Source organism: Amycolatopsis sp. NPDC004747 (assembly GCF_053601335.1).
Map to the genome: position 1 here is coordinate 347,582 of NZ_JBSGBQ010000008.1, position 19,652 is coordinate 367,233.

Consider the following 19,652-nt stretch of genomic DNA (forward strand, 5'->3'; position numbering starts at 1 on the left):
TCCGCCACACCCGGACACCACCCCCACAAACTCCACCGCACCCGGCACCGCAGGCACCGGCGGAACCCGAGCACCCACCGTTGTCCCAGCGCGCCGGAAGCTCCGCCGCACCCGACCACCACCCCCACAAACTCCACCGCACCCGGCACTGCAGGCACCGGCGGAACCCGAGCACCCACCGTTGTCCCGGCGCGCCGGAACGACCCCGGATCCAGGGATCCGGGGCCGTCTCGGCCGCAGCGTCCGGCTCGCCTCCTCCCGCCTCAGCGGCAGGAGGCGAGCGCCAGGTCGGCGGTGTCGGTGTTCAGCACCCGCTGCAGGTCGGACCGGCGCTTCACCTTCAGCTTCCGGTAGATGCGGGTCAGGTGCTGCTCGACGGTGCTCACCGTGATGTGCAGCTTCCGCGAGATCTCCCGGTTGGTGCTGCCCAGCGCGGCCAGGTTCGCCACCCGCCGTTCCGCCTCCGACAGCATGAGCAGCACTTCGGCGGTTTCGGGGATGCGCTCGTCGGCGGGCTGCCCCGACCTGGCCTCCGGCACTTCGCCCCGCGCCGGGGGCTCCACCACCCGGAAGCCCCGGAACGCCGGCTCGGCCCGGTCGAGCAGCCGCTCGGACAGCGGCCGGAGCCCGTGTTGCTCGGCGACCGCCTTCGCCCGGTTGACCAGGGCGCTCGCCTTGTCCAGCTCCCCGACCCCGCACAACCGCTCGCCCAGCGCGATCAACCCGCAGACCAGTTCCGCCCGGTCGCGGGCGGCCTCGGCCAGGTCGATGCTCTCGCGCAGCAGGATCAGGCCCTGCCTGCCCTCGGTGGCCGCCGCCATCAGCCGGAGGCCGGTCGCGCGGACCCGGCACCCGCCGCCGCGGGTCTCGATGTGCTCGCGGACGAGCTGGCCGACCCGGCCGGGTTCCCCCAGTTCCAGGTACGCCTTCGCGGCGTCGGTGCGCCAGGGCACGATGCCGGGCAGGTCCAGCTTCCAGCTCATCGCGAGCTCGCCGCACTGGAGGAACGACCGCAACGCGGCCCGCGGGCGCCCCACGGCCAGGTGGTGCACGCCCCTGGCCCGCAGGTACATCAGGCCGAAGGTCGTCTCGTAGAGGTAGTCGGGCACCTCGTGGGCCAGCCACTCCGCCGCCGCGTCGACCTCGCCCAGGAGGCTGTGCGCGCACACCAGCACCGCGAGCGGCGCGCCGATGCCCGCGCCCCAGCCCTCCGGCGAGATCCGGTGGAGGGCGTCTTCGGCGAAGCGGATCGCCTGGTGCGGCTCGCCCATCCGCAACGCGGTTTCCGCGCGCACGTTCAGCAGGACCGCCTCGCTCGCGGCCGCGCCGGCGCTCTTGGCGATCAGGTCGTCGGCCCAGCCGGCCGCCAGGTCCGCGCGGTCCGCGTAGACCAGGGTCAGCAAGGCGTTCTGGAGCGCGGGCAGGGAACCGGTGCCCACGGCGGTGGTGCTGCCGAGGACCTCCTCGGCCCGGCGCACGGCGACGCCGTGGGCACCGAGCGGGTTGAGCGGCTCGGCGGTGGGCGGCCGGGCCGTCAGCGGACGGCCGGACACCGCCGTGCGCTGGAAGAGCCGGTCGTCGCCGAGCCGGTCGAGCAGCGTCGGGCACCACAGCCGCAGCCAGAGGCGGATCGCGCGCACTTCCGCCAGCTCGTGCTCGTCGAGCCGATCGAGCGAGCCGCCGAGGACGGCGAGCACCTCCCCGGCTTCGTCCATGCGCCCGAACCACGCCAGGCACCGCACCAGGCCGGCGATGTCCGCCGGGCCGAGGTGGCCGGCGAGCGCCACCGCCACGACCTCGCTCAGCAGCCGCTTCGCCGACTTGGGGTTGATGCTCCACTGGACCCGCAGCCGGTCGGCGAGCAGGGCGCTCCGCTCGCGGTCGCCCTGGGCGACGTCCAGCGCCCGCTCCACGCAGCGCAGCGCGAACTCGCAGTCCCCGCCCGCCCGCGCGGTCGCCGCCGCGCGCACCAGGACCGACACCATCCAGGAGGCGCGCTCCAGGTCGCTCGGGACGACGTGGCTCGCGACCGACCGCACGTCGTGCCCTTCGTCGTACAGCACCTGCGCGGCGCGGGTGTGCAGAGCGGCCCGCCGCGCCGGGTCGACGCGCTGCAGGACCGCGCAGCACAGCGAGGGGTGCCGCAGCCGTCCGTCGAGGACGAGCCCCGACTCGGTGAGCAGGCGCACCGCCCTGGCGACGGTCTCGATCGGGAGGTCGACCAGGCCGGCCACGGTGACCGGCGAGGCGGCCGAGCCGAGCACGGCGAGGGCCTGCGCCACTTCGGCCGTCTCGTGGCCGCCGGCGAACAGGCAGGAGAGGACCGCGTGCTCGAACGCCTCACCCTGCCCGGTGAGCTTTCCCTGGACCGCCGCGTCCTCGATCAGCGCGCGCACGAGCAGCGGGTTCCCGCCGGTCATCGCTTCGAGCGTGGCGGCGTCGGCCGAGACGCCCAGGCCGTCCTCCGCGTCCAGCAGGGACGCCACCCCGTCGGCGGAGATCAGGCCGAGCCGCATCCGGGTGACCCAGGGCTGGCGCAGCAGCTCGACGCGGAAGCCGGCCGGCAGCGCGAACGCGCCGACGGATTCGTTGAGCACCACCAGCACCGGCAGCGACCCCAGCCGCCGGACCAGGTACAGCAGGCCGTCCAGCGAAGCGGGGTCGGTGTGCTGCGCGTCGTCGACGGTGACCACCACGGGCCGCTGCGCGGCTTCCCGGGCGAGCAGGTCGAAGATCGGCTGCCAGTCGTCGCGCCGGCTCGGCACCCCGGCCGGGTCGCCGGGGAACAGTCCCGGGAACAGCTGGCGCAGCACCCCCAGCGGGCGGTCCTGCTCGGCCGCGGACGCGGTCGCGGTGTGCAGGATCATGTCCTGCTCGAGGATTTCCTTGCTGATCGTGCGCAGCAACGTCGTCTTGCCCGTGGCGGGCGCGCCGGCCACGACCACGACCTGCCCCCGGCCTGGCGGCCGCTCCACGAGGCATTCCCTCAGTCTGGCCAGATTTTCTTCACGCTCGATGAGAATCATCAACTGCCCCCAGTTAACCGTTTACCCGTGGTTCCGGAACTGCCGCGAATTCAACGCATGTTGAAGATCAACACGACGCGTCGAAACGCCGCCCGGAATCCCGGCAAGCAGGACCCCCGCGGCCCTGCCCGGAACAAAACAGCGGCCTCGTCACCGCTTCGGAAAACACATCGGCCCAGCAGGACTGCTAGGACCGAATCCACCCATGTCCACCCGTACGCACGACCATCTTGCTGCCCCCAGCATCGTCGTCGATTCCCGGTCACCCTGCCCGGATCACTACAGCAGACACTTTACCCAGATGCGGCGAGGATCGGTCAAGAGGCAACAGGATTGCCGTCCAACTGCACTCTCGACGCGGCGAAGCCGTTAATGGATACGGGAAAGCGGATATCCGCGAAAGCCGACGACCCGGCCCGGACCTGGACACACCGATACGGTGAGATCGGACATACGCGGCGAAATCGGCGTCGCGATGGGGGTACCCGGATCCCGGAAGCGCCGGCCCCACCCGAGGACGACGCACCGATCCCCGACGTTCCACTTCCCCCACGCGGGTGATCGACGAACCCCTGCTGACCGGCGGCGCCCGCCCTGGACGGGCCCGTCGGGCGGCCACCATCACGGGCGCACCCGGAAACCGGACATCGGCACGACAACGGGCCGCGGGCGTCCCCCGGTGGTCACCCCCACCTCGACGCCCCCGCCGTCGTCGCACCAACCGGCTCCGTGCGCGGCGGCCGATTCGGCGGCCGCCCTTCGCGCAATACCGGCGCAAACCATGAACTGGACCACGTTTTTCCTTTCTTCCGAACCGCAGGCACCCCAGCAACAAGCGCCACATCCGAAAAAGGAGCAATTCACACGCCGCCGTGAACCCTCGGCGACGACGTGGAAAGGCCGCGGTGTACCAGTGAAGCGGCCGGGCCCCCAGTGACCCGGTAGCGCGCACACCACCCTGGCGCGCACCACCTCCGGCTCAGTTCTTGGTGACCTCCAGGTTCGCCGCACCGCCGTCGATCTGGCCGAGGCGGAGGTGGTAGCCGAGGAAATCGACGTCGAGTCCCTGGACCAGGGAAACGCTGACCCCGTTCGACAGGAGGGTCACCGAGTTGTGGCCCACCTTCTGCACCGCCAGCTCGTGCCCGCCGATCTCGACTTTCCCGCCACTGCTCACGTCGTAGTGGCACGTCTTCTTTTCGCAGCCGATGTCGGCGAGGTGGTTGCAGCCGGCGACGGCCAGCAACGCGCCCCCGGCGAGCAGGCTCGCCACGATCCCCCGGCCCACCGCGGTCCCCCCGGCCCGGGTGGATGTTCCTCGTACGCGCATCTCCGCCCCCTCCGAGGATGGGAACCGGATCTCACCCGGGCCCCGCTACCAGCCCAGTCTGCGTGGCGGCGAGCACCGGGACAATCCGCTCAGGTCCCCCTGGGAGGTAGAGGTAGCCATACCTTGCTGGCCGGGTACCCGGCCGGCCGGAAAAGCGGCGCGGGCCCGCGGCGGGTGCCGGAGCACCCCCGCGGGCCCGCCGCAACCGGAATACGCCGGCGCTACTGCGTCACCTGGCGCGCGGTCGCCATCGCGCGCTCGGTCTCCCAGAACGCCCGCACCGACCGGATCAGCCCGTCCTCGCCGACGCGGTAGACGAACACGCCGTCGGTGTCGACGCGGTAGCCGCCCGCCAGGAACGTCGTGATCGTGCCGACGTTGGCCACCTCGTCGCCGCCCGCGTGGGAGTCGCGGATGGTGAATTCGAAGCGCTCGACGTTCGCGATCGTCTTGTCCCAGAACGCGCTGATCCCTTCGCGGCCGTGGTGGCCCTTGCCCGCCTCGTCGAAGAACGACGGGCCGACCGGGTCCTCGACCACCGCGTCCGGGGCGAACAGGGCCAGCCAGCCCTCCTTGTCACCCGCCGTCACCGCCGTCATCGACGCGAACGCCGCGCGCCGCGCCGGCGGCTGCTCCGCCGCCGTGTCCCAGCTGACCTGCACGCCCATGGGAGTCACTCCTCGAACTTCGCGATGATCTCGGTCCCGAACTTGCGGATCGCCGCCAGCTTCGGCTCGACCGGCGCGTCGAACCCGACGCCGTCGAACACCCACGGCATGGTGATGACGTCGGTGACGCCGGCTTCGGCCTGCGCGCGGTAGCCGTCCAGGCCGAAGGCGTCGATGCAGACCGCCTGGTACTCGAAGGGGACGTCGGCGCGGCCCTGCTCGGCCAGCAGCTCCTTCAGCCGGGCGATGGTGGAGCGCAGGTCCTCGAGCTTCATCATCGCGGACGACCAGCCGTCGGCGACCCGCGCGGCGCGCTTCAGCGCGACTTCGGTGTGGCCGCCGATGTAGAACGGCACCCGCGACGGCGGCGCCGGGCTCATCTGGATCTTGTCGAAGTCGTAGAACTCGCCGTGGTACTCGACCATGCCGCCGTCGAGGATGAGCCGCAGGACGTCGATGGCTTCGTCGACGCGCTTGCCGCGCCGCTCGAACGGCACCCCGCAGTACTCGAACTCCTGCGGCAGCCAGCCGACGCCGAGCCCGAGGCCGAACCGGCCGCCGGTGAGCACGCTCGCCGAGCCGACCTGGCGGGCCAGCAGCACCGGGTTGCGGGAGCCGAGCTTGAGCACCGACGTGTAGAAGTGGATCCGGCTGGTCACCGCCCCCATCGACGCGGTGGCGACGAGCGGGTCCACCCAGGGCGTCTCCGCGGTCCAGAACCGGCTGCCGTCGGGGGTGTACGGGTAGTCCGTGTCCACCGTTTCGGCGTAGAAGAGCGAGTCGGGCAGGGCAATGGAGGCAAAGCCGGCCTCTTCGGCGGCCCGGGCGAGCTCGCCCAGCTGATCGAGGGGGTTCATCGCGATCGACAGGGTGAACTTCATGACCGAACTATAACGTGTTCTAGTTTCCTCGGCCAGGTCTCGCGGTGGGCCCGGTCACCCTCCGGGAACCCACCGCGTAGCGTCCGCGTTGTCCGTTTCAAAGGTGACCACCGGTCACCGAGCCCCGAACTTCTGGGAGTGGTCCATGGGCACCGCGATCTTCCTGATCGTGCTCGTCGTCGTGATCGTCGGTGGCGGCCTCTATTTCTCGCGGCAGCGCGCCGCGGCCCGGCAGCGGGAGCTGGACGACGCCAAGGCCGACGCCCGGCGCCTGGTCGAGCGGCTCGGCGGCCAGGTACTCAACCTCAACGGCACGGACACCGCGTCGCAGCAGGCGATGGCCGACGCCGCCGAGCGCTACAACGCGGCGGGCTCGCAGATGGAGCAGGCCCGCACGATCGAGCAGGCCCGGCTGGTCAAGGAGACCGCCATCGAGGGCCTCTACTACGTCCGCGCCGCGCGCACCGCGATGGGCCTGGACCCGGGCCCGCAGCTGCCGGAGGAGGCCGAACGCGAGCGTGCCGGCAAGGTCACCGAGCGCCGCGAGGTCGACGTCGAGGGCCAGCACTACGCGGCTTCGCCGGAGGCCGGCCAGGACACGCCGTACTACTACCCCGGCGGCCGCGTCGCGGGCCGTCCGGTGCCGCAGGGCTGGTACAGCGAGCCGTGGTGGAAGCCCGCGCTCGTCGCCGGTGCCTGGGGTCTCGGGTCGATGTTCCTGTTCAGCGCGATGTTCTCCGGCATGAGCGGCATCGCGAGCGCCTCGGCCTGGGAGTCCGGCTACGACGCGGGCCAGCAGGACGCCCTCGAGTCCGGCGACATGGGCGGCGACGGCGGAGACTTCGGCGGTGACGGCGGGGGCGACTTCGGGGGAGACGGCGGCGGCGACTGGGGCGGCGGCGGTTTCGACGGAGGCGGTTTCGACGGCGGAGGCTTCGACGGCGGCGGCTTCGACTTCTGACCCCCGACGTCCACGAGCGGCTCGTTCACCCGAACGGGCCGCTCACGGCGTTTTCAGGGCAGCTGGCACTTCGGGCACCAGTAGAGGTTGCGGCCCACCAGCTCCGAGTTCGCCACCGGCGTCCCGCACACCAGGCAGGGCTCGCCGGCCCGCCGGTAGACGTAGACCTCGCCGCCGTGGCGGTCCACCCGGGCCGCGCGGCCCATCGCCTCCGGCAGGTGCTCCGGGCGGACGGTGTCGATGCGGCCGACGCGGACGCCGTCGCGCATCAGGGTCACCAGGTCGGCCCACATGTCGTCCCACAACGCGCGGTCCAGCGCGCGGCCCGGCGTCAGCGGTGCGACGCCGTGGCGGAACAGCACCTCGGCGCGGTAGACGTTGCCGACACCGGCGAGCACCGCCTGGTCCATCAGCAGCGCCGCGATCGAGGTCTTCGACCGCGAGATGCGCGCCCAGGCCAGTTCCGGTTTCGCGTCGCGGCGCAGCGGGTCGGGACCGAGCCGGGCCTTGATCGCCTCGGCCTGGGCGGGGTCCAGCAGCTCGCACCGGGTGGGCCCGCGCAGGTCCGTCCAATGTGTCCGGCCGGCCAGCCGCAGCCGGACCTGGCCCACCGGCTCGGGCGCGGGCAGCGGGGACTCGCCGAAGGTGCCGTAGAGGCCCAGGTGGATGTGCACGATCCCGTGCGGGCCGTAGTCGTGGAAGAGGTGCTTCCCGTACGCCTCGGCGCCGACGAACAGCTGACCGTCCAAACGGGACGCTTCGGCGGCGAACCGGCCCTGCGGGCTGCTCACCTCGACCGGCGCCCCGGCGTACCGGCGCTTGTGCAGCCGCGCGAGCCGGTGGAGCGTGTGCCCCTCGGGCATCAGGCCTCCGGCAACGCCGGCGGGGTCCCGGTGCGCTCGTAGTCCAGCAGCTGCTGCACGCGCCGCGCGTGCCGCTCCTCCGGCGAGACCTCGGTCGCCAGGAAGGCCTCGACGATCTCGACCGCCTCCTCGGCGGTGTGCATCCGGGCGCCGACGCCGATCAGCTGGGCGTGGTTGTGCTCCCGGCACAGCTTCGCGGTTTCGACGCTCCAGGCCAGTCCGGCGCGGGCACCGGGCACCTTGTTGGCGGCGATCTGCTCGCCGTTGCCGGAGCCGCCGACGACGATGCCGCGGCTGCCCTCGTCGGCCACCACGCGCAGCGCCGTCTCGACGCAGAACGCCGGGTAGTCGTCGGCCGCGTCGTAGACGTGCGGACCGATGTCGGTCACCTCGTGGCCCTGCTTCTCCAGGTGAGCCACCAGGTGGTTCTTCAGCTCGAAACCGGCGTGGTCGGATCCCAAGTAGACGCGCACGGCTGCGAGTCTGCCACCAGGGCCGGTTTCGGGCATGCTCCGGGGGTGGGGATCTGGGAGCAGACCGGCAGCGACGTGCGGCTCGAATGGGGCGCCGAAGGGGTGGCCGCCCTGGGCCGCGAATGCGCGGTGCTGGTGGTCGTCGACGTGCTTTCCTTCGGCACCACCACGGATCTCGTGATCGGCCGCGGCGGCCGCGTGCTGCCGGTCCGGTGGCGCGACGAACGCGGCATCGCCCGGGCGCGGGCGGCCGGGGCGGTGATCGCGGGCGAGGGCGGCTTCACGCTGCGGCCGTCTTCTGTGACGGAAATCCCGCCGGGGACCCTGCTCGCGCTCCCCTCGCCCAACGGCGCCACGCTTTGCGACGCCGCCGCGGCCACCGGCGCGCACGTCCTCGTGGGCTGCCTGCGCAACGCCTCCGCCATCGCGGCGAAGGCCGCCGAGCTGGGTGGCCCGATCGGGTTGATCGCGGCGGGGGAACGCTGGGGGGTGAACATCTTCGGTGACGGCGAAACCTCCGGGCCGCTGCGGCCCTGCGTCGAGGACCAGGTGGGGGCCGGGGCGATCGCCGCCGCGCTGGCCCGCCTCGGCCGCTCGCTGTCCGCCGAAGCGGCGCTCGCCGCGCGGTCCGTCGACGTCACGGCGCTGGCGACCTGCGTGTCGGGGCGCGAACTGAGCGAATCCGGCCACGGCGACGACGTCGTCCTGGCCGGCCGAACCGACGTGAGCGACGCCGCTCCCGTCCTGATCGAAGGAGTGCTGACATGACCGGCCGCTGGATCGAGGTCGCCGACGGCGTGCACGCGCGCCGCTACGAGGAGCTGGACCTGACCGTCGGGCTGGTGGTGGGCACCGAGCGCTGCCTGGTCGTCGACACCCGCGGCGACCTCGAACAGGGGGCCGAGCTCGCCGCGGCGGTCCGGGAGCGCACGCCGCTGCCGTGGGCCGTGGTGTACACGCACGCGCACTTCGACCACGCCTGGGGCACCGAGGCGTTCCTGCCGTGCGAGGTCTGGGCGCACGAGGGCTGCGCGGCCGAGCTGGGGACGGACCCGGAGGCCGTGCGCGCCAAGTGGGTCGCCCACTACCGCGCGGAGGGCAAACCGGAGATCGCCGACGCGATCGCCCGCACCACCATCACCGGCCCCGACCACACGTTCACCGACCGCGTCGAACTCGACCTCGGCGGCCGCACGGCGGTCCTGCTGCACCCCGGCCGCGCCCACACCGGCCACGACGTCGTGGTGCACGTCCCGGACGCGGCGGTCGTCTTCGGCGGCGACGTCGTCGAGCACGCGGAAGCCGGGTTCAGCGAGTTCTCGTTCAGCGACGAGAGCGACCTGACCGCCTGGCCGGCCGCGTTCGACACCATCCTCGCGCTGGAACCCCGGGTCGTGGTCCCCGGCCACGGCGACCCGGTCGACGCCGGGTTCGTCCGTTACCACCGCGACGGCCTGCACGAGCTGATCACCCTGAAGGCGGGCGTCGGCCGCGGCGAGACGACCGAGGTGGCCGCCGTGGCCGCGTCCCGCTACCCCAGCGACGTCACCCTGGCCGCCCTCGCGACCCCGTGACGGGGTTTTCCGCACGAAAGGGGGCGGTGGCCCTCTGCGCCACCGCCCCCTTCGCCCCGACCCCCTAGTCGAAGTTGAGCTCGCCCGTCCGGGTGCGCTTGAGCTCGAAGAAGTCCGGGTAGCTCGCCAGGGCCACCGCGCCGTCGAACACCTTCAGCGCGTCTTCGCCGCGCGGGATGGAGCTCAGGACCGGGCCGAAGAACGCCACGCCGTCGATGTGGATCGTCGGGGTGCCGACGTCCTGGCCGACCGGGTCCATGCCCTCGTGGTGGCTCTTCTTCAGCGCCTCGTCGTACTCGGTCGAGTGCGCGGCCTCGGCCAGCTCGGCGGGCGCGCCGATCGCGGCCAGGGCCTCCTTGATGACCGTGTCGTAGTCCTTGACGCCCTGGTTGTGGTAGCGGGTGCCGAACTCGGTGTAGTACTCGCGCAGCAGCTCCTCGCCCTTGAGCTGCGAAAGCGCCACGGCCGCGCGCACCGGGCCCCAGCCCTTGGCCAGCAGCTCCTTGTACTGCTCGGGCAGCTCGTCCCGGCCCTCGTTCAGCACCGAAAGGCTCATGATCCGGAAGCGCAGGTCCAGGTTGCGGTGCTTCTCCACCTCCAGGATCCAGCGCGAGGTGATCCACGCGAACGGGCAGATCGGGTCGAAGTAGAAGTCGACCTTCGTGGGCTGCTCGGCAGCGGTCATCGGGGCACTCCTGTGTCACGTCTCGAGATGGGGCACACCCCCACAGGACGGGCCAACACCGGGAAACGCGGGGTTGTTCCCTTATCGCCCGCCACCCCGTCCCCATGATTGGATGCGGGGAGTTGAAAACCGATACCAACGACCAGAGGTGCCTGTGCCCGCCCCCAACCTGACCCGCGACCAAGCCAAGCTGCGCGCGGATCTGCTCGACGTCACCGGTTACGACATCGAGCTCGATCTGACCGACGGCCACGGCGGACCCGGGGAGAAGACCTTCGCGTCGACGACGACCGTCCGGTTCTCCAGCGCCCGGGCCGGCGAATCGACGTGGGTCGACATCATCGCCGACCGCGTGCACTCGGCCACCCTGAACGGCGCGGACGTCGACGTCAGCGCGTATGTCGAGGACAAGGGCATCGCGCTGGCCGGGCTGGCCGAGACCAACGAGCTCACGGTCACCGCCGACTGCCGGTACATGAACACCGGTGAAGGCCTGCACCGGTTCGTCGACCCGGTCGACGACGGCGTCTACCTGTACACGCAGTTCGAGACGGCGGACGCCAAGCGCATGTTCGCCTGCTTCGACCAGCCCGACCTGAAGTCGGTCTACCGGCTCACGGTGATCGCGCCGAAGGACTGGAAGGTCGTCTCCAACGCCATCGTGGAATCCACGGAGGAGACACCGGAAGGCGCCGTCCGGACGGTGTTCAAGGAGTCCGAGCGGATCTCGACCTACCTCGTGGCGCTGGTGGCCGGCCCGTACGCCGAGTGGCGTGACGAGTACACCGACGACCACAAGACCATCCCGCTGGGCATCTACTGCCGCGCGTCGCTGGCCGAGCACATGGACGCCGACCGCCTGTTCACCGAGACCAAGCAGGGCTTCGGCTTCTACCACGAGAAGTTCGGCACGCCCTACCCGTTCTCGAAGTACGACCAGCTGTTCGTGCCGGAGTTCAACGCGGGCGCGATGGAGAACGCCGGCGCGGTGACGTTCCTGGAGGACTACGTCTTCCGCAGCCGCGTCACCCGCTACGCCTACGAGCGGCGCGCCGAGACGCTGCTGCACGAGATGGCGCACATGTGGTTCGGCGACCTGGTCACCATGCGCTGGTGGGACGACCTGTGGCTGAACGAGTCGTTCGCGACCTTCGCGAGCGTCCTGGCCCAGGCCGAGGCGACCGAGTACAAGAACGCGTGGACCAGCTTCGCGAACATCGAGAAGTCGTGGGCCTACCGGCAGGACCAGCTGCCCTCGACGCACCCGATCGCGGCCGACATCGTCGACCTGCACGCGGTCGAGGTCAACTTCGACGGCATCACCTACGCCAAGGGCGCGAGCGTGCTCAAGCAGCTCGTCGCCTACGTCGGGCTGGAGCACTTCCTCGACGGCCTGAAGGTGTACTTCGGCAAGCACGCCTGGGGCAACGCGACGCTGGCCGACCTGCTGGGCGCGCTGGAGGAGGCGTCCGGCCGCGACCTGTCGTGGTGGAGCGCGCAGTGGCTGGAGACCACCGGGCTGAACTCGCTGAGCCCGCGCTACGAGATCGGCGCGGACGGGACGTTCACGTCGTTCGCGGTCGTGCAGTCGGGCGCGAAGCCGGGCGCCGGCGAGCTGCGCACGCACCGCGTGGCCGTGGGTGTCTACGACGAGGACGCGGCGGGCAAGATCGTCCGGACCCAGCGCGTCGAGCTGGACGTCGACGGCGAGCGCACCGAGGTGCCGGACCTGGTCGGCCGCCCCGCGGGCAAACTGGTCCTGGTCAACGACGACGACCTGACGTACTGCACGATGCGCCTCGACCCGGCGTCCCTGACGACGTTGATCGACCGCATCGCGGACATCACCGAGCCCCTGCCGCGAACGCTCTGCTGGTCGGCGGCGTGGGAGATGACGCGTGAGGCGGAGCTGAAGGCCCGCGACTTCGTGACGCTGGTCCAGCGCGGAATCCACACGGAGACCGAGGTCGGCGTGGTCCAGCGCCTCCTGCTGCAGGCCCAGACGGCGCTGAACTCGTACGCGGAACAGCAGTGGGCGGCGGCCACGGGCTGGCCGGCCTTCACCGGGCGCCTCCTGGAGCTGGTCCGCGACGCGGAGCCGGGGTCGGACCACCAGCTGGCGTTCGTGAACTCCCTGTCCGGATCGGTGCTGGACGCGGCCACCCTGGACGTGCTGGCGGGCTGGCTGGACGGCTCGGCGCCGCTCGAGGGCCTGACGGTGGACACGGACCTGCGCTGGCGCCTCCTGCACGCACTGGTGGCCCACGGGAGGGCGGACGCGGACCAGATCGACGCAGAGCTGTCCCGCGACAACACGGCAACCGGCCGCCGCCAGGCAGAGCGCGCCCGCGCCCTGCGCCCGACGGACGAGGCCAAGGCGGACGCCTGGCACCGCGCGGTGTACGACGACGAGATCCCCAACGCGGTCAGCGACTCGTTGATCTCGGGCTTCTCCCACCCGGGCCAGAAGGCACTGCTGGGGTCGTACGTGGCCAGGTACTTCGAGGTCATCGACGAGGTCTGGCAGAGGCGCTCCAGCGAGCGCGCCCAGCCGATCGCAATCGGCTTGTACCCGTCATGGGCGGTGGCACCCGAGACGGTGACGGCCTCGGACGAGTGGCTGAAGGGCGACCACCCGCAGGCATTGCGCCGGCTGGTGTCGGAGGGACGCGCGGGGATCGTGCGCGCGTTGGCGGCGCGGGACTTCGACGCGCAGGCTTGATTTTTTGAGGGCGGGCCGTGCTCCGGCACGGCTCGCCCTCCGGCCACACCCCCTGCCGACCCGATACGCAGCCGCCTCAGCGGCGTTCGGGCCGGCGGGGAAGCCACGGCAGACCTCAATCCGGCAGCCTGCACTCCGGCAGAGCGAAACACCGCCCCGCCACAACCCGCCCTCCCTGGGGGCTGCCCCCGCTTCCAGCGTATCGGCCGCCCCCGACAGAACACCCCCAAAACCACCCTCAAGGCCCCGGTTATCCACATCAAGCCAACACTGTGGACAACACAAAAAGAGCCCCGCACCCAGAGGCGCGGGGCTCTTCCAGTACCAAAACTCACCGAGGCAGAGGCCCAACCCGATCCCAGCTCACCGAGGAGCAGGCCCAGCAAACTCACCGAGGAGCAGGCCCAACCTGGCCCAAATCACCGAGGAGCAGGCCCAGCCTGATCCGAAAGCATCCGCAGCGCGTTGACCAGCCCATTGACCAGCCCCCGCACCAGGTCGCCCTCCTTGAACGACGCCACCATGCTCGCCACGGCCAGCTTGGCACCCCGGTCCGGAAGCCGCAGGTGGGCCACCTTGCCGGTGACGATCTCGATCAACCGCTCCCCCGGCGAGACCGCGATCAGCACCGCGTTCGCCGGGTCCGCCGTCGTCGCGTGCAGCTTCTCCGCCGCCGCGCGGCTGTCCGTCCCGAGCTCCCCGAGGTACAGGCTGAAGTCCAGGCCGGTCTCCCGCGAAGCGAACGTCAGCGCCTCGTCGAGGCGCGCCAGCTGCCGCGTGTTGAACGGCCCGGACGGCGCCTCCGGCTCGTACATCTTGGCCGCGGACACCCGTCCGGTGGCCATCAGGGCCTCGCCGTAGCCCAGCTCGGACTCGTCGACGCGCTTCGTCAGCTCACCAGTTGCCACGAGCGCCTCCCGCCGCGGTCGGGGCGCCCTCGGGCGCGCTGTTCTCGGTGGCGGCGTGCCGGTGGCCGGTGCCCGCCCCTTCGGGGTTGGCGCTCCACCACATGGCCGGGTACTCCCACGCCTGGCCGGACCGGTGCCGCTGGGCACCGCCGGACCTGCGCCGGAGCGTCAGCAGCCCGGCGAGGCCGTAGATGGCCAGCGGGATCACGGCGAAGACCACGATCGTCTCGACAACGTTCACGGCGGTGAGCGTATCGGATGACCTCCGCACCCACCGCGCGCGGCGCACTCGACCGTTCGTCGTAAGCCGACTGCCGTCCGCCGCTTGGCTCGCGGTCACTGGAACGTTGGGGCGAAGACCGTCGGGCCGAAAGGTTGCAACTCAACGTACAGGCGGCCGCACCCGCCGCTGTCGTCTTGTCGGGGCCTTGAAATCCTCGTAGCTTTTTCACCTGTACGGGCCTTGCGCCCCGCTCCCCAGCCCCAGCAGGTAACGCACCGGTCCCAGGAGGCCTTGCCATGAACAGCGTCCAGACGCCCGCACAGGCGATCACCGAGACCACTTCGTCACTCAGCGAGATCGAATTCGTGCCCGGGACGCGTGTGACGGCGGGCACAAGGGTTACCCGGGGTACACGCGTCACTCGGGGTACACGAGTGACGGCGGGAACCCGGGTCACCATGGGCACCCGGGTGACGGCGGGCACGCGAGTCACCCGAGGGACCCGGGTCACGCGCGGCACCCGCGTCACGATGGGCACGCGTGTGACGGCCGGCACGCGAGTCACCTGCGGCACCCGCGTCACGCGAGGCACCCGGGTCACCCGCGGCACTCGCGTCACCATGGGCACCCGCGTCACCTGCCAGAGCGACTACGCGCTCGCTGCCTGACCCGTACTCCAGGGCCGCGCGCACTACCTGAGCACCTCGCGCAAGCACCCGGCTCGCCCCGGCCGCCGCAAGGCAGCCGGGGCGCCGGCTTGTCCGGGGGTGTCCGGCGCCCGGGACAGCAGCGCCGCCACCCGGTCGTCAGCGGGTCAAGCAGTGGGGGCTTCGCCCCGAACCGGCAGCTCCGCCACCCGCACCACTGCAGCTCAGGCGGCGGAGCCGAGATACGGCCGCCAGAGCGGATCGGCCTCCTTGGAGTGCGCGAGCAGCCGCCAGTGCGGGCCGTGCGGGGCGCGCGGGACGATCCGCAGCCGCCAGCCGATCTCCGAGAGCAGCCGGTCCGCCTTGCGGTGGTTGCACTTGGCGCAGCAGGCGACGCAGTTGGTCCAGCTGTGGGGGCCACCCCGGCTGCGCGGGATCACGTGGTCGATCGTCTCGGCCCGCCCCCCGCAGTAGGCGCAGCGGTACCGGTCGCGGTGCATGAGCCCCGCACGGGTCAGCGGCACCTGAGCGCGATACGGTACGCGCACGTACGTGCTGAGGCGGATCACCGAGGGCACCGGCAGCGAAACCTTCGCCGAATGCAGCTCGATCCCGCCGGGGTCACCGTGGACCACTTCGGCCTTGCCGCACATCACGAGCACCACAGCGCGCCGCAGCGGCAGCGCCGTCAGCGGCTCGAAGGTGGCGTTGAGCAGGAGCACCCGGCGCCGGCCCCAGGCCGGGGCAGCCGGATCCCGGCCTCTACTACGCTGTCCGGGCGGGCGGGTCACTCCCCCTGGGCGGGTCCCCGGCCCGGCCGGGACGGTTCCGCCGGATGCGGAACCCCCCGGATAGGCACGCAGAACCACCTCTGGCGCCTCGTCGGCCGTGGCTTGGCCGGAGGCGCCGCGGGGGCTGGGTTGTCGGTCTGGCACTCGACCACCTCCAGGGGCGTAGGCATAGTCGACCACAGAACAGGCCCCCAGCGCACGTGTGTTACAAGACGTGTCACATCCGCGCGACCCAACATCCACTTGCCGTTGGGGCGGCCGACCCGATCGGAAGGATGAACAAGACCCCGTGTTCCCCGCGCTCACCTCCGCCAAGACGCCGTGCATCGACGACTTGAGCACCTTCTGCCACCAGGTGTTCCAGGTCACGGGCAACGAGTGGCTGGCGGGTTCGGCGAACTGGCTGATCACCAAGCCGATCAAGATCCTCATGATCATCGTGATCGCGTTCCTGGTCCGCCTGCTGGTCAGAAGGCTGATCAACCGCGTCACGACCCTGCCGAAGTCGGGCGGCAAGCTCCCGTCGATGCTGCGCCCCCTGCGCGAGCGCGCGCCGGAGGTGCTCGGCTCCGCGATCATCGAACGGCGCCGCCAGCGCGCGATGACCATCGGCTCGGTGCTGAAGTCGATGGCGACGTTCCTGATCTACGGCCTGGCGTTCATCCTCGTGCTGGGCGAACTCGGCCTCGACCTGGGCCCGATCATCGCGTCGGCGGGCATCATCGGCGTCGCGATCGGCTTCGGCGCGCAGAACCTGGTCAAGGACTTCCTGTCCGGGATCTTCATGATGGTCGAGGACCAGTACGGCGTCGGCGACGTCGTCGACGTCGGCGAGGCGTCCGGCACGGTCGAGTCCGTGGGCCTGCGGATCACGACGCTGCGTGACGTCAAGGGCACGGTCTGGTACGTCCGCAACGGCGAGGTCCTGCGCGTCGGCAACTCGAGCCAGGGCTTCGCGGTGGCGGTCGTCGACGTCCCCCTCGGCTACACCGCCGACGTCGAGCGCGCCACGACGGTGCTCGCGGACGCGGCACTGACGGCCACCGAAGGCGACGCGCTGAAGGACAACGTCCTCGAGCCCCCGGAGATGCTGGGTGTGGAAAGCGTCACACCGGAAGGTCTCTCCCTCAGGCTGACGGTGAAGGTCCGGCCGGGCAAGCAGTGGGCGGTGCAGCGGGCGTTGCGCGCGCAGCTGCTGTCGGCCCTGGAGGAGGCCGGCTTCGACCCGCCGCTCGGCCGGCTGTTCCCGCCCGCGGCCCCGGCCGCCGGGAAGTAGGCGCCGTTACGCTGGGGAGCGGGTTCGCGACGAACCGGTACCGGGCGGACCGGGCGTCGGGAACCCGCACCCCAAGGGCAAAATGGAAGGCGTGTCTGCAGTGAGCGAACCGGCGAACCTCTACGAAGCGGTCGGCGGCGAACCGACGTTCCGCCGGATCGTCGGGCGGTTCTACGAAGAGGTCGCGCGAGACGAGGTCCTGCGTCCCCTCTACCCCGAGGAGGACCTCGGGCCCGCCGAAGAGCGGTTCCGGCTGTTCCTCATCCAGTACTGGGGCGGCCCGCACACCTACTCCGACCAGCGCGGGCACCCGAGGCTGCGGATGCGGCACGCGCCGTTCAAGATCGGGCCGATCGAGCGGGACGCCTGGCTGCGGTGCATCCGGATCGCCGTCGACGAGGAGAACCTCGAAGAGCCGTACCGCGGGCAGCTCTGGGCCTACCTGGAGATGGCTGCGCACAGCATGATGAACAGCTTCGTATGAGCCAGGGAGCCTGGTGGCGCGATGCCGTCTTCTACCAGGTCTACGTGCGTTCGTTCGCCGATTCGGACGGTGACGGCGTCGGAGACCTGGAGGGCATCCACTCCAGGCTCGGTTACCTTGAGCTGCTGGGCGTCGACGCGCTGTGGCTGACCCCGTTCTACCGCTCGCCGATGGCCGACCACGGCTACGACATCGCCGACCCGCGGGACGTCGACCCGATGTTCGGCACCCTCGGCGACTTCGACGTGCTGCTCACCGAGGCGCACAAGCGCGGCATCAAGGTCACCGTCGACGTGGTCCCCAACCACACCAGCAACCAGCACGCCTGGTTCAAGTCGGCGATGGCCGCCAAGCCGGGCAGCCCGGAGCGCGACCGGTACGTCTTCCGCGACGGGGTCGGCCCGAAGGGCGAAGACCCGCCCAACAACTGGGTCAGCGCGTTCGGCGGCCCGGCCTGGACCCGGGTGCCGGACGGCCAGTGGTACCTGCACCTGTTCGCGCCGCAGCAGCCGGACCTGAACTGGGCCAACCCGGAGGTCGCCGCCGACCTCGAACGCACGCTGCGGTTCTGGCTCGAACGCGGCGTCGACGGCTTCCGCATCGACGTCGCGCACGGCATGGCCAAGCCGCCCGGCCTGCCGGACATGGACCCGCGCGCGAACGCGCTGGGGCCGAGCCACTACTACGACCCGCGCTGGGACCACGACGGCGTCCACGAGATCCACCAGATGATCCGCAAGGTGCTCGACGAGTTCCCGGACGCGATGGCGGTCGGCGAGATCTGGGTGACCGACGAGGAGCGCCTGTCGCGCTACCTGCGGCCCGACGAGCTGCACCTGGCGTTCAACTTCCGGCTGGTGCTGACCCACTTCGACGCCGACGCCATGCGCACGGCCATCGAGCGGTCCCTGGCGGTCCCGGCCCGCACAGGCGCCCCGGCGACCTGGACGCTGGGCAACCACGACGTCTGGCGCCAGGTCAGCCGCTACGGCGGCGGCGCGGCGGGCGTGCGCCGCGCGCGGGCGATGGCGCTGGTCGAGCTGGCGCTGCCGGGCGCGGTGTACCTGTACAACGGCGAAGAGCTGGGGCTGGCGAACGTCGAGCTGGCCCCGTCGGACATGGCCGACCCGCGGGCGAAGACGAGCGGCGCCGAGTTCGGCAGGGACGTCGCACGGGTCCCGCTGCCGTGGGAGGGCGACCTGCCGCCGTTCGGGTTCTCGCGGAACCCGCGCACGTGGCTGCCGATGCCGGCTTCGTGGGCGGAGCTCACGGTGGAGAAGCAGATCGAGGACGCGGATTCGACGCTTTCGCTGTACCGCGCGGCGATCGAGCTCCGGAAGACCCACTCGGCCTTCAATGGCGACGAGCTGGAGTGGTACGGCGCCCCGGCGGGGTGTTTCGCGTTCCGGCGGCGCGGGGGTGGGCTGGTTTGTGCGTTGAACACGTCCGCCTCACCGATTGCGCTGCCGCCGGGTGAGGTGCTGTTGTCGAGCAGCCCGCTGGTGGAGGGGAAGCTGCCCGCGGATTCGGCTGCCTGGCTGGTCTGAGGCTGCCTTTCACCGCGGATGCCGGGTGTGGACGGGGCCGCCTGGCTCGCCTGAGGCCGCGACGCCTTGTGTGGACAAGGCCCGCCTGGCTGGTCTGAGGTCGCCTTGCACGACCGGCGCCAGGTGTGGGCAAGGCCGCCAGGGCTCGTCTGAGGCCGCCTTCCACAACCGGCGCCAGGTGTGGGCAAGGCCGCCAGGGCTCGTCTGAGGTCGCCTTCCACAACCGACGCCGGGTCTAGGCAAGGCCGCCTGGGCTCGTCTGAGGTCACCTTCCACAACCGGCGCGGGGTGTGGACAACTGCCGGTGGAACCCGTCGTGTGCGCATTTTCTGTCGGTTGCTGCCGATACGCTGGAAGCGGGGGCAGCCCCCAGGGAGGGCGGGGAGTTTGCGGTGGAGTCGATCGCTGCTGCGGTGCTCCCTGATGACCCTGCGGTCTGTTGGCTGGTCACCGCCCAGGGTGTGGCTGACCTGGGTGGGGCGTGGTGCCCACCACCCCGAAGTCTGATTGTCACTACGGCCGGTGGTGCCGGGTCAAGGCGGGAAAGCGTGCCTTGACCCGGCACCACCGGCCGTGTGATGGCGTCGGTTAGG

18 protein-coding genes are annotated in these 19,652 nt (G+C 71.3%); 8 read left to right on the plus strand and 10 right to left on the minus strand.

Features of this window, described 5'->3' with window-relative positions:
• Window positions 1-263 precede the first annotated feature (263 nt).
• From ACWEGE_RS15870 to ACWEGE_RS15885, 4 genes are all read right to left on the minus strand, one after another.
• Entirely contained in the window at window positions 264-3,026 is a 2,763-nt protein-coding gene (locus ACWEGE_RS15870) for an AAA family ATPase (protein WP_449661165.1), read from the minus strand.
• A gap of 979 nt (window positions 3,027-4,005) precedes the next feature.
• Entirely contained in the window at window positions 4,006-4,314 is a 309-nt protein-coding gene (locus tag ACWEGE_RS15875; RefSeq protein WP_449661166.1) for a hypothetical protein, read from the minus strand.
• Between the two features lie 263 nt (window positions 4,315-4,577).
• On the minus strand, window positions 4,578-5,024 hold the full coding sequence (locus tag ACWEGE_RS15880) for a nuclear transport factor 2 family protein (RefSeq protein WP_449661167.1): 447 nt from the start codon (window positions 5,022-5,024) through the stop codon (window positions 4,578-4,580).
• Between the two features lie 5 nt (window positions 5,025-5,029).
• Window positions 5,030-5,905: a TIGR03619 family F420-dependent LLM class oxidoreductase gene (locus ACWEGE_RS15885; protein WP_449661168.1), complete on the minus strand. Its 876-nt coding sequence runs from the start codon at window positions 5,903-5,905 to the stop codon at window positions 5,030-5,032.
• A gap of 145 nt (window positions 5,906-6,050) precedes the next feature.
• Between ACWEGE_RS15885 and ACWEGE_RS15890 the strand changes: the two genes are divergently transcribed.
• Window positions 6,051-6,866, plus strand: coding sequence for a hypothetical protein (locus ACWEGE_RS15890; RefSeq protein ID WP_449661169.1), 816 nt, complete (start codon window positions 6,051-6,053; stop codon window positions 6,864-6,866).
• 53 nt (window positions 6,867-6,919) lie between these two features.
• Here the strand turns inward: ACWEGE_RS15890 and ACWEGE_RS15895 are convergent, their stop codons facing one another.
• Window positions 6,920-7,729, minus strand: a complete 810-nt coding sequence (locus tag ACWEGE_RS15895) for an Fpg/Nei family DNA glycosylase (protein WP_449661170.1) — start codon at window positions 7,727-7,729, stop codon at window positions 6,920-6,922.
• Window positions 7,729-8,202: a ribose-5-phosphate isomerase gene (locus ACWEGE_RS15900; RefSeq protein WP_310972143.1), complete on the minus strand. Its 474-nt coding sequence runs from the start codon at window positions 8,200-8,202 to the stop codon at window positions 7,729-7,731. Before ACWEGE_RS15900 ends, ACWEGE_RS15895 begins: the two co-directional genes overlap by 1 nt.
• 45 nt (window positions 8,203-8,247) lie before the next feature.
• Between ACWEGE_RS15900 and ACWEGE_RS15905 the strand changes: the two genes are divergently transcribed.
• On the plus strand, window positions 8,248-8,970 hold the full coding sequence (locus ACWEGE_RS15905) for a 2-phosphosulfolactate phosphatase (RefSeq protein WP_449661171.1): 723 nt from the start codon (window positions 8,248-8,250) through the stop codon (window positions 8,968-8,970).
• The gene (locus ACWEGE_RS15910; RefSeq protein ID WP_449661172.1) at window positions 8,967-9,776 is read left to right on the plus strand and encodes an MBL fold metallo-hydrolase; all 810 of its coding nucleotides are present in this window, start codon (window positions 8,967-8,969) and stop codon (window positions 9,774-9,776) included. Before ACWEGE_RS15905 ends, ACWEGE_RS15910 begins: the two co-directional genes overlap by 4 nt.
• Before the next feature lie 64 nt (window positions 9,777-9,840).
• On the opposite strand, the gene ACWEGE_RS15915 is transcribed toward ACWEGE_RS15910, so the two are convergent.
• Window positions 9,841-10,461, minus strand: coding sequence for a mycothiol-dependent nitroreductase Rv2466c family protein (locus ACWEGE_RS15915; RefSeq protein ID WP_449661173.1), 621 nt, complete (start codon window positions 10,459-10,461; stop codon window positions 9,841-9,843).
• A 154-nt stretch (window positions 10,462-10,615) separates the two neighbouring features.
• Here ACWEGE_RS15915 and pepN point away from each other — a divergent pair, with 154 nt between their 5' ends.
• Window positions 10,616-13,183, plus strand: coding sequence for an aminopeptidase N (gene pepN, locus ACWEGE_RS15920; protein ID WP_449661185.1), 2,568 nt, complete (start codon window positions 10,616-10,618; stop codon window positions 13,181-13,183).
• Window positions 13,184-13,602: 419 nt separating this feature from the next.
• On the opposite strand, the gene ACWEGE_RS15925 is transcribed toward pepN, so the two are convergent.
• Together ACWEGE_RS15925 and ctaJ are read right to left on the minus strand one after the other, a co-directional pair.
• Complete coding sequence (locus ACWEGE_RS15925; RefSeq protein ID WP_449661174.1) at window positions 13,603-14,091, minus strand: DUF5130 family protein; 489 nt, start codon at window positions 14,089-14,091, stop codon at window positions 13,603-13,605.
• A complete protein-coding gene (ctaJ, locus tag ACWEGE_RS15930; RefSeq protein WP_449661175.1) occupies window positions 14,078-14,332 on the minus strand; it encodes an aa3-type cytochrome oxidase subunit CtaJ in 255 nt (84 codons plus the stop codon). Before ctaJ ends, ACWEGE_RS15925 begins: the two co-directional genes overlap by 14 nt.
• Before the next feature lie 278 nt (window positions 14,333-14,610).
• On the opposite strand from ctaJ, the gene ACWEGE_RS15935 reads away from it, so the two are divergent.
• Window positions 14,611-14,982, plus strand: a complete 372-nt coding sequence (locus ACWEGE_RS15935; protein WP_310972136.1) for a hypothetical protein — start codon at window positions 14,611-14,613, stop codon at window positions 14,980-14,982.
• 203 nt (window positions 14,983-15,185) lie between these two features.
• Here ACWEGE_RS15935 and ACWEGE_RS15940 read toward each other — a convergent pair whose 3' ends face one another.
• Window positions 15,186-15,683 carry an HNH endonuclease gene (locus tag ACWEGE_RS15940; protein ID WP_013228590.1) on the minus strand — a complete coding sequence of 166 codons (498 nt, stop codon included), beginning with the start codon at window positions 15,681-15,683 and terminating at the stop codon, window positions 15,186-15,188.
• A gap of 358 nt (window positions 15,684-16,041) precedes the next feature.
• Between ACWEGE_RS15940 and ACWEGE_RS15945 the strand changes: the two genes are divergently transcribed.
• The 3 genes from ACWEGE_RS15945 (at window position 16,042) to ACWEGE_RS15955 (ending at window position 19,059) form a co-directional block, all read left to right on the plus strand.
• Window positions 16,042-17,028 carry a mechanosensitive ion channel family protein gene (locus ACWEGE_RS15945; RefSeq protein ID WP_449661176.1) on the plus strand — a complete coding sequence of 329 codons (987 nt, stop codon included), beginning with the start codon at window positions 16,042-16,044 and terminating at the stop codon, window positions 17,026-17,028.
• A gap of 100 nt (window positions 17,029-17,128) precedes the next feature.
• Window positions 17,129-17,512: a globin gene (locus ACWEGE_RS15950; RefSeq protein ID WP_449661186.1), complete on the plus strand. Its 384-nt coding sequence runs from the start codon at window positions 17,129-17,131 to the stop codon at window positions 17,510-17,512.
• A complete protein-coding gene (locus tag ACWEGE_RS15955) occupies window positions 17,509-19,059 on the plus strand; it encodes a glycoside hydrolase family 13 protein (protein WP_449661177.1) in 1,551 nt (516 codons plus the stop codon). Before ACWEGE_RS15950 ends, ACWEGE_RS15955 begins: the two co-directional genes overlap by 4 nt.
• Window positions 19,060-19,652: the final 593 nt, after the last annotated feature.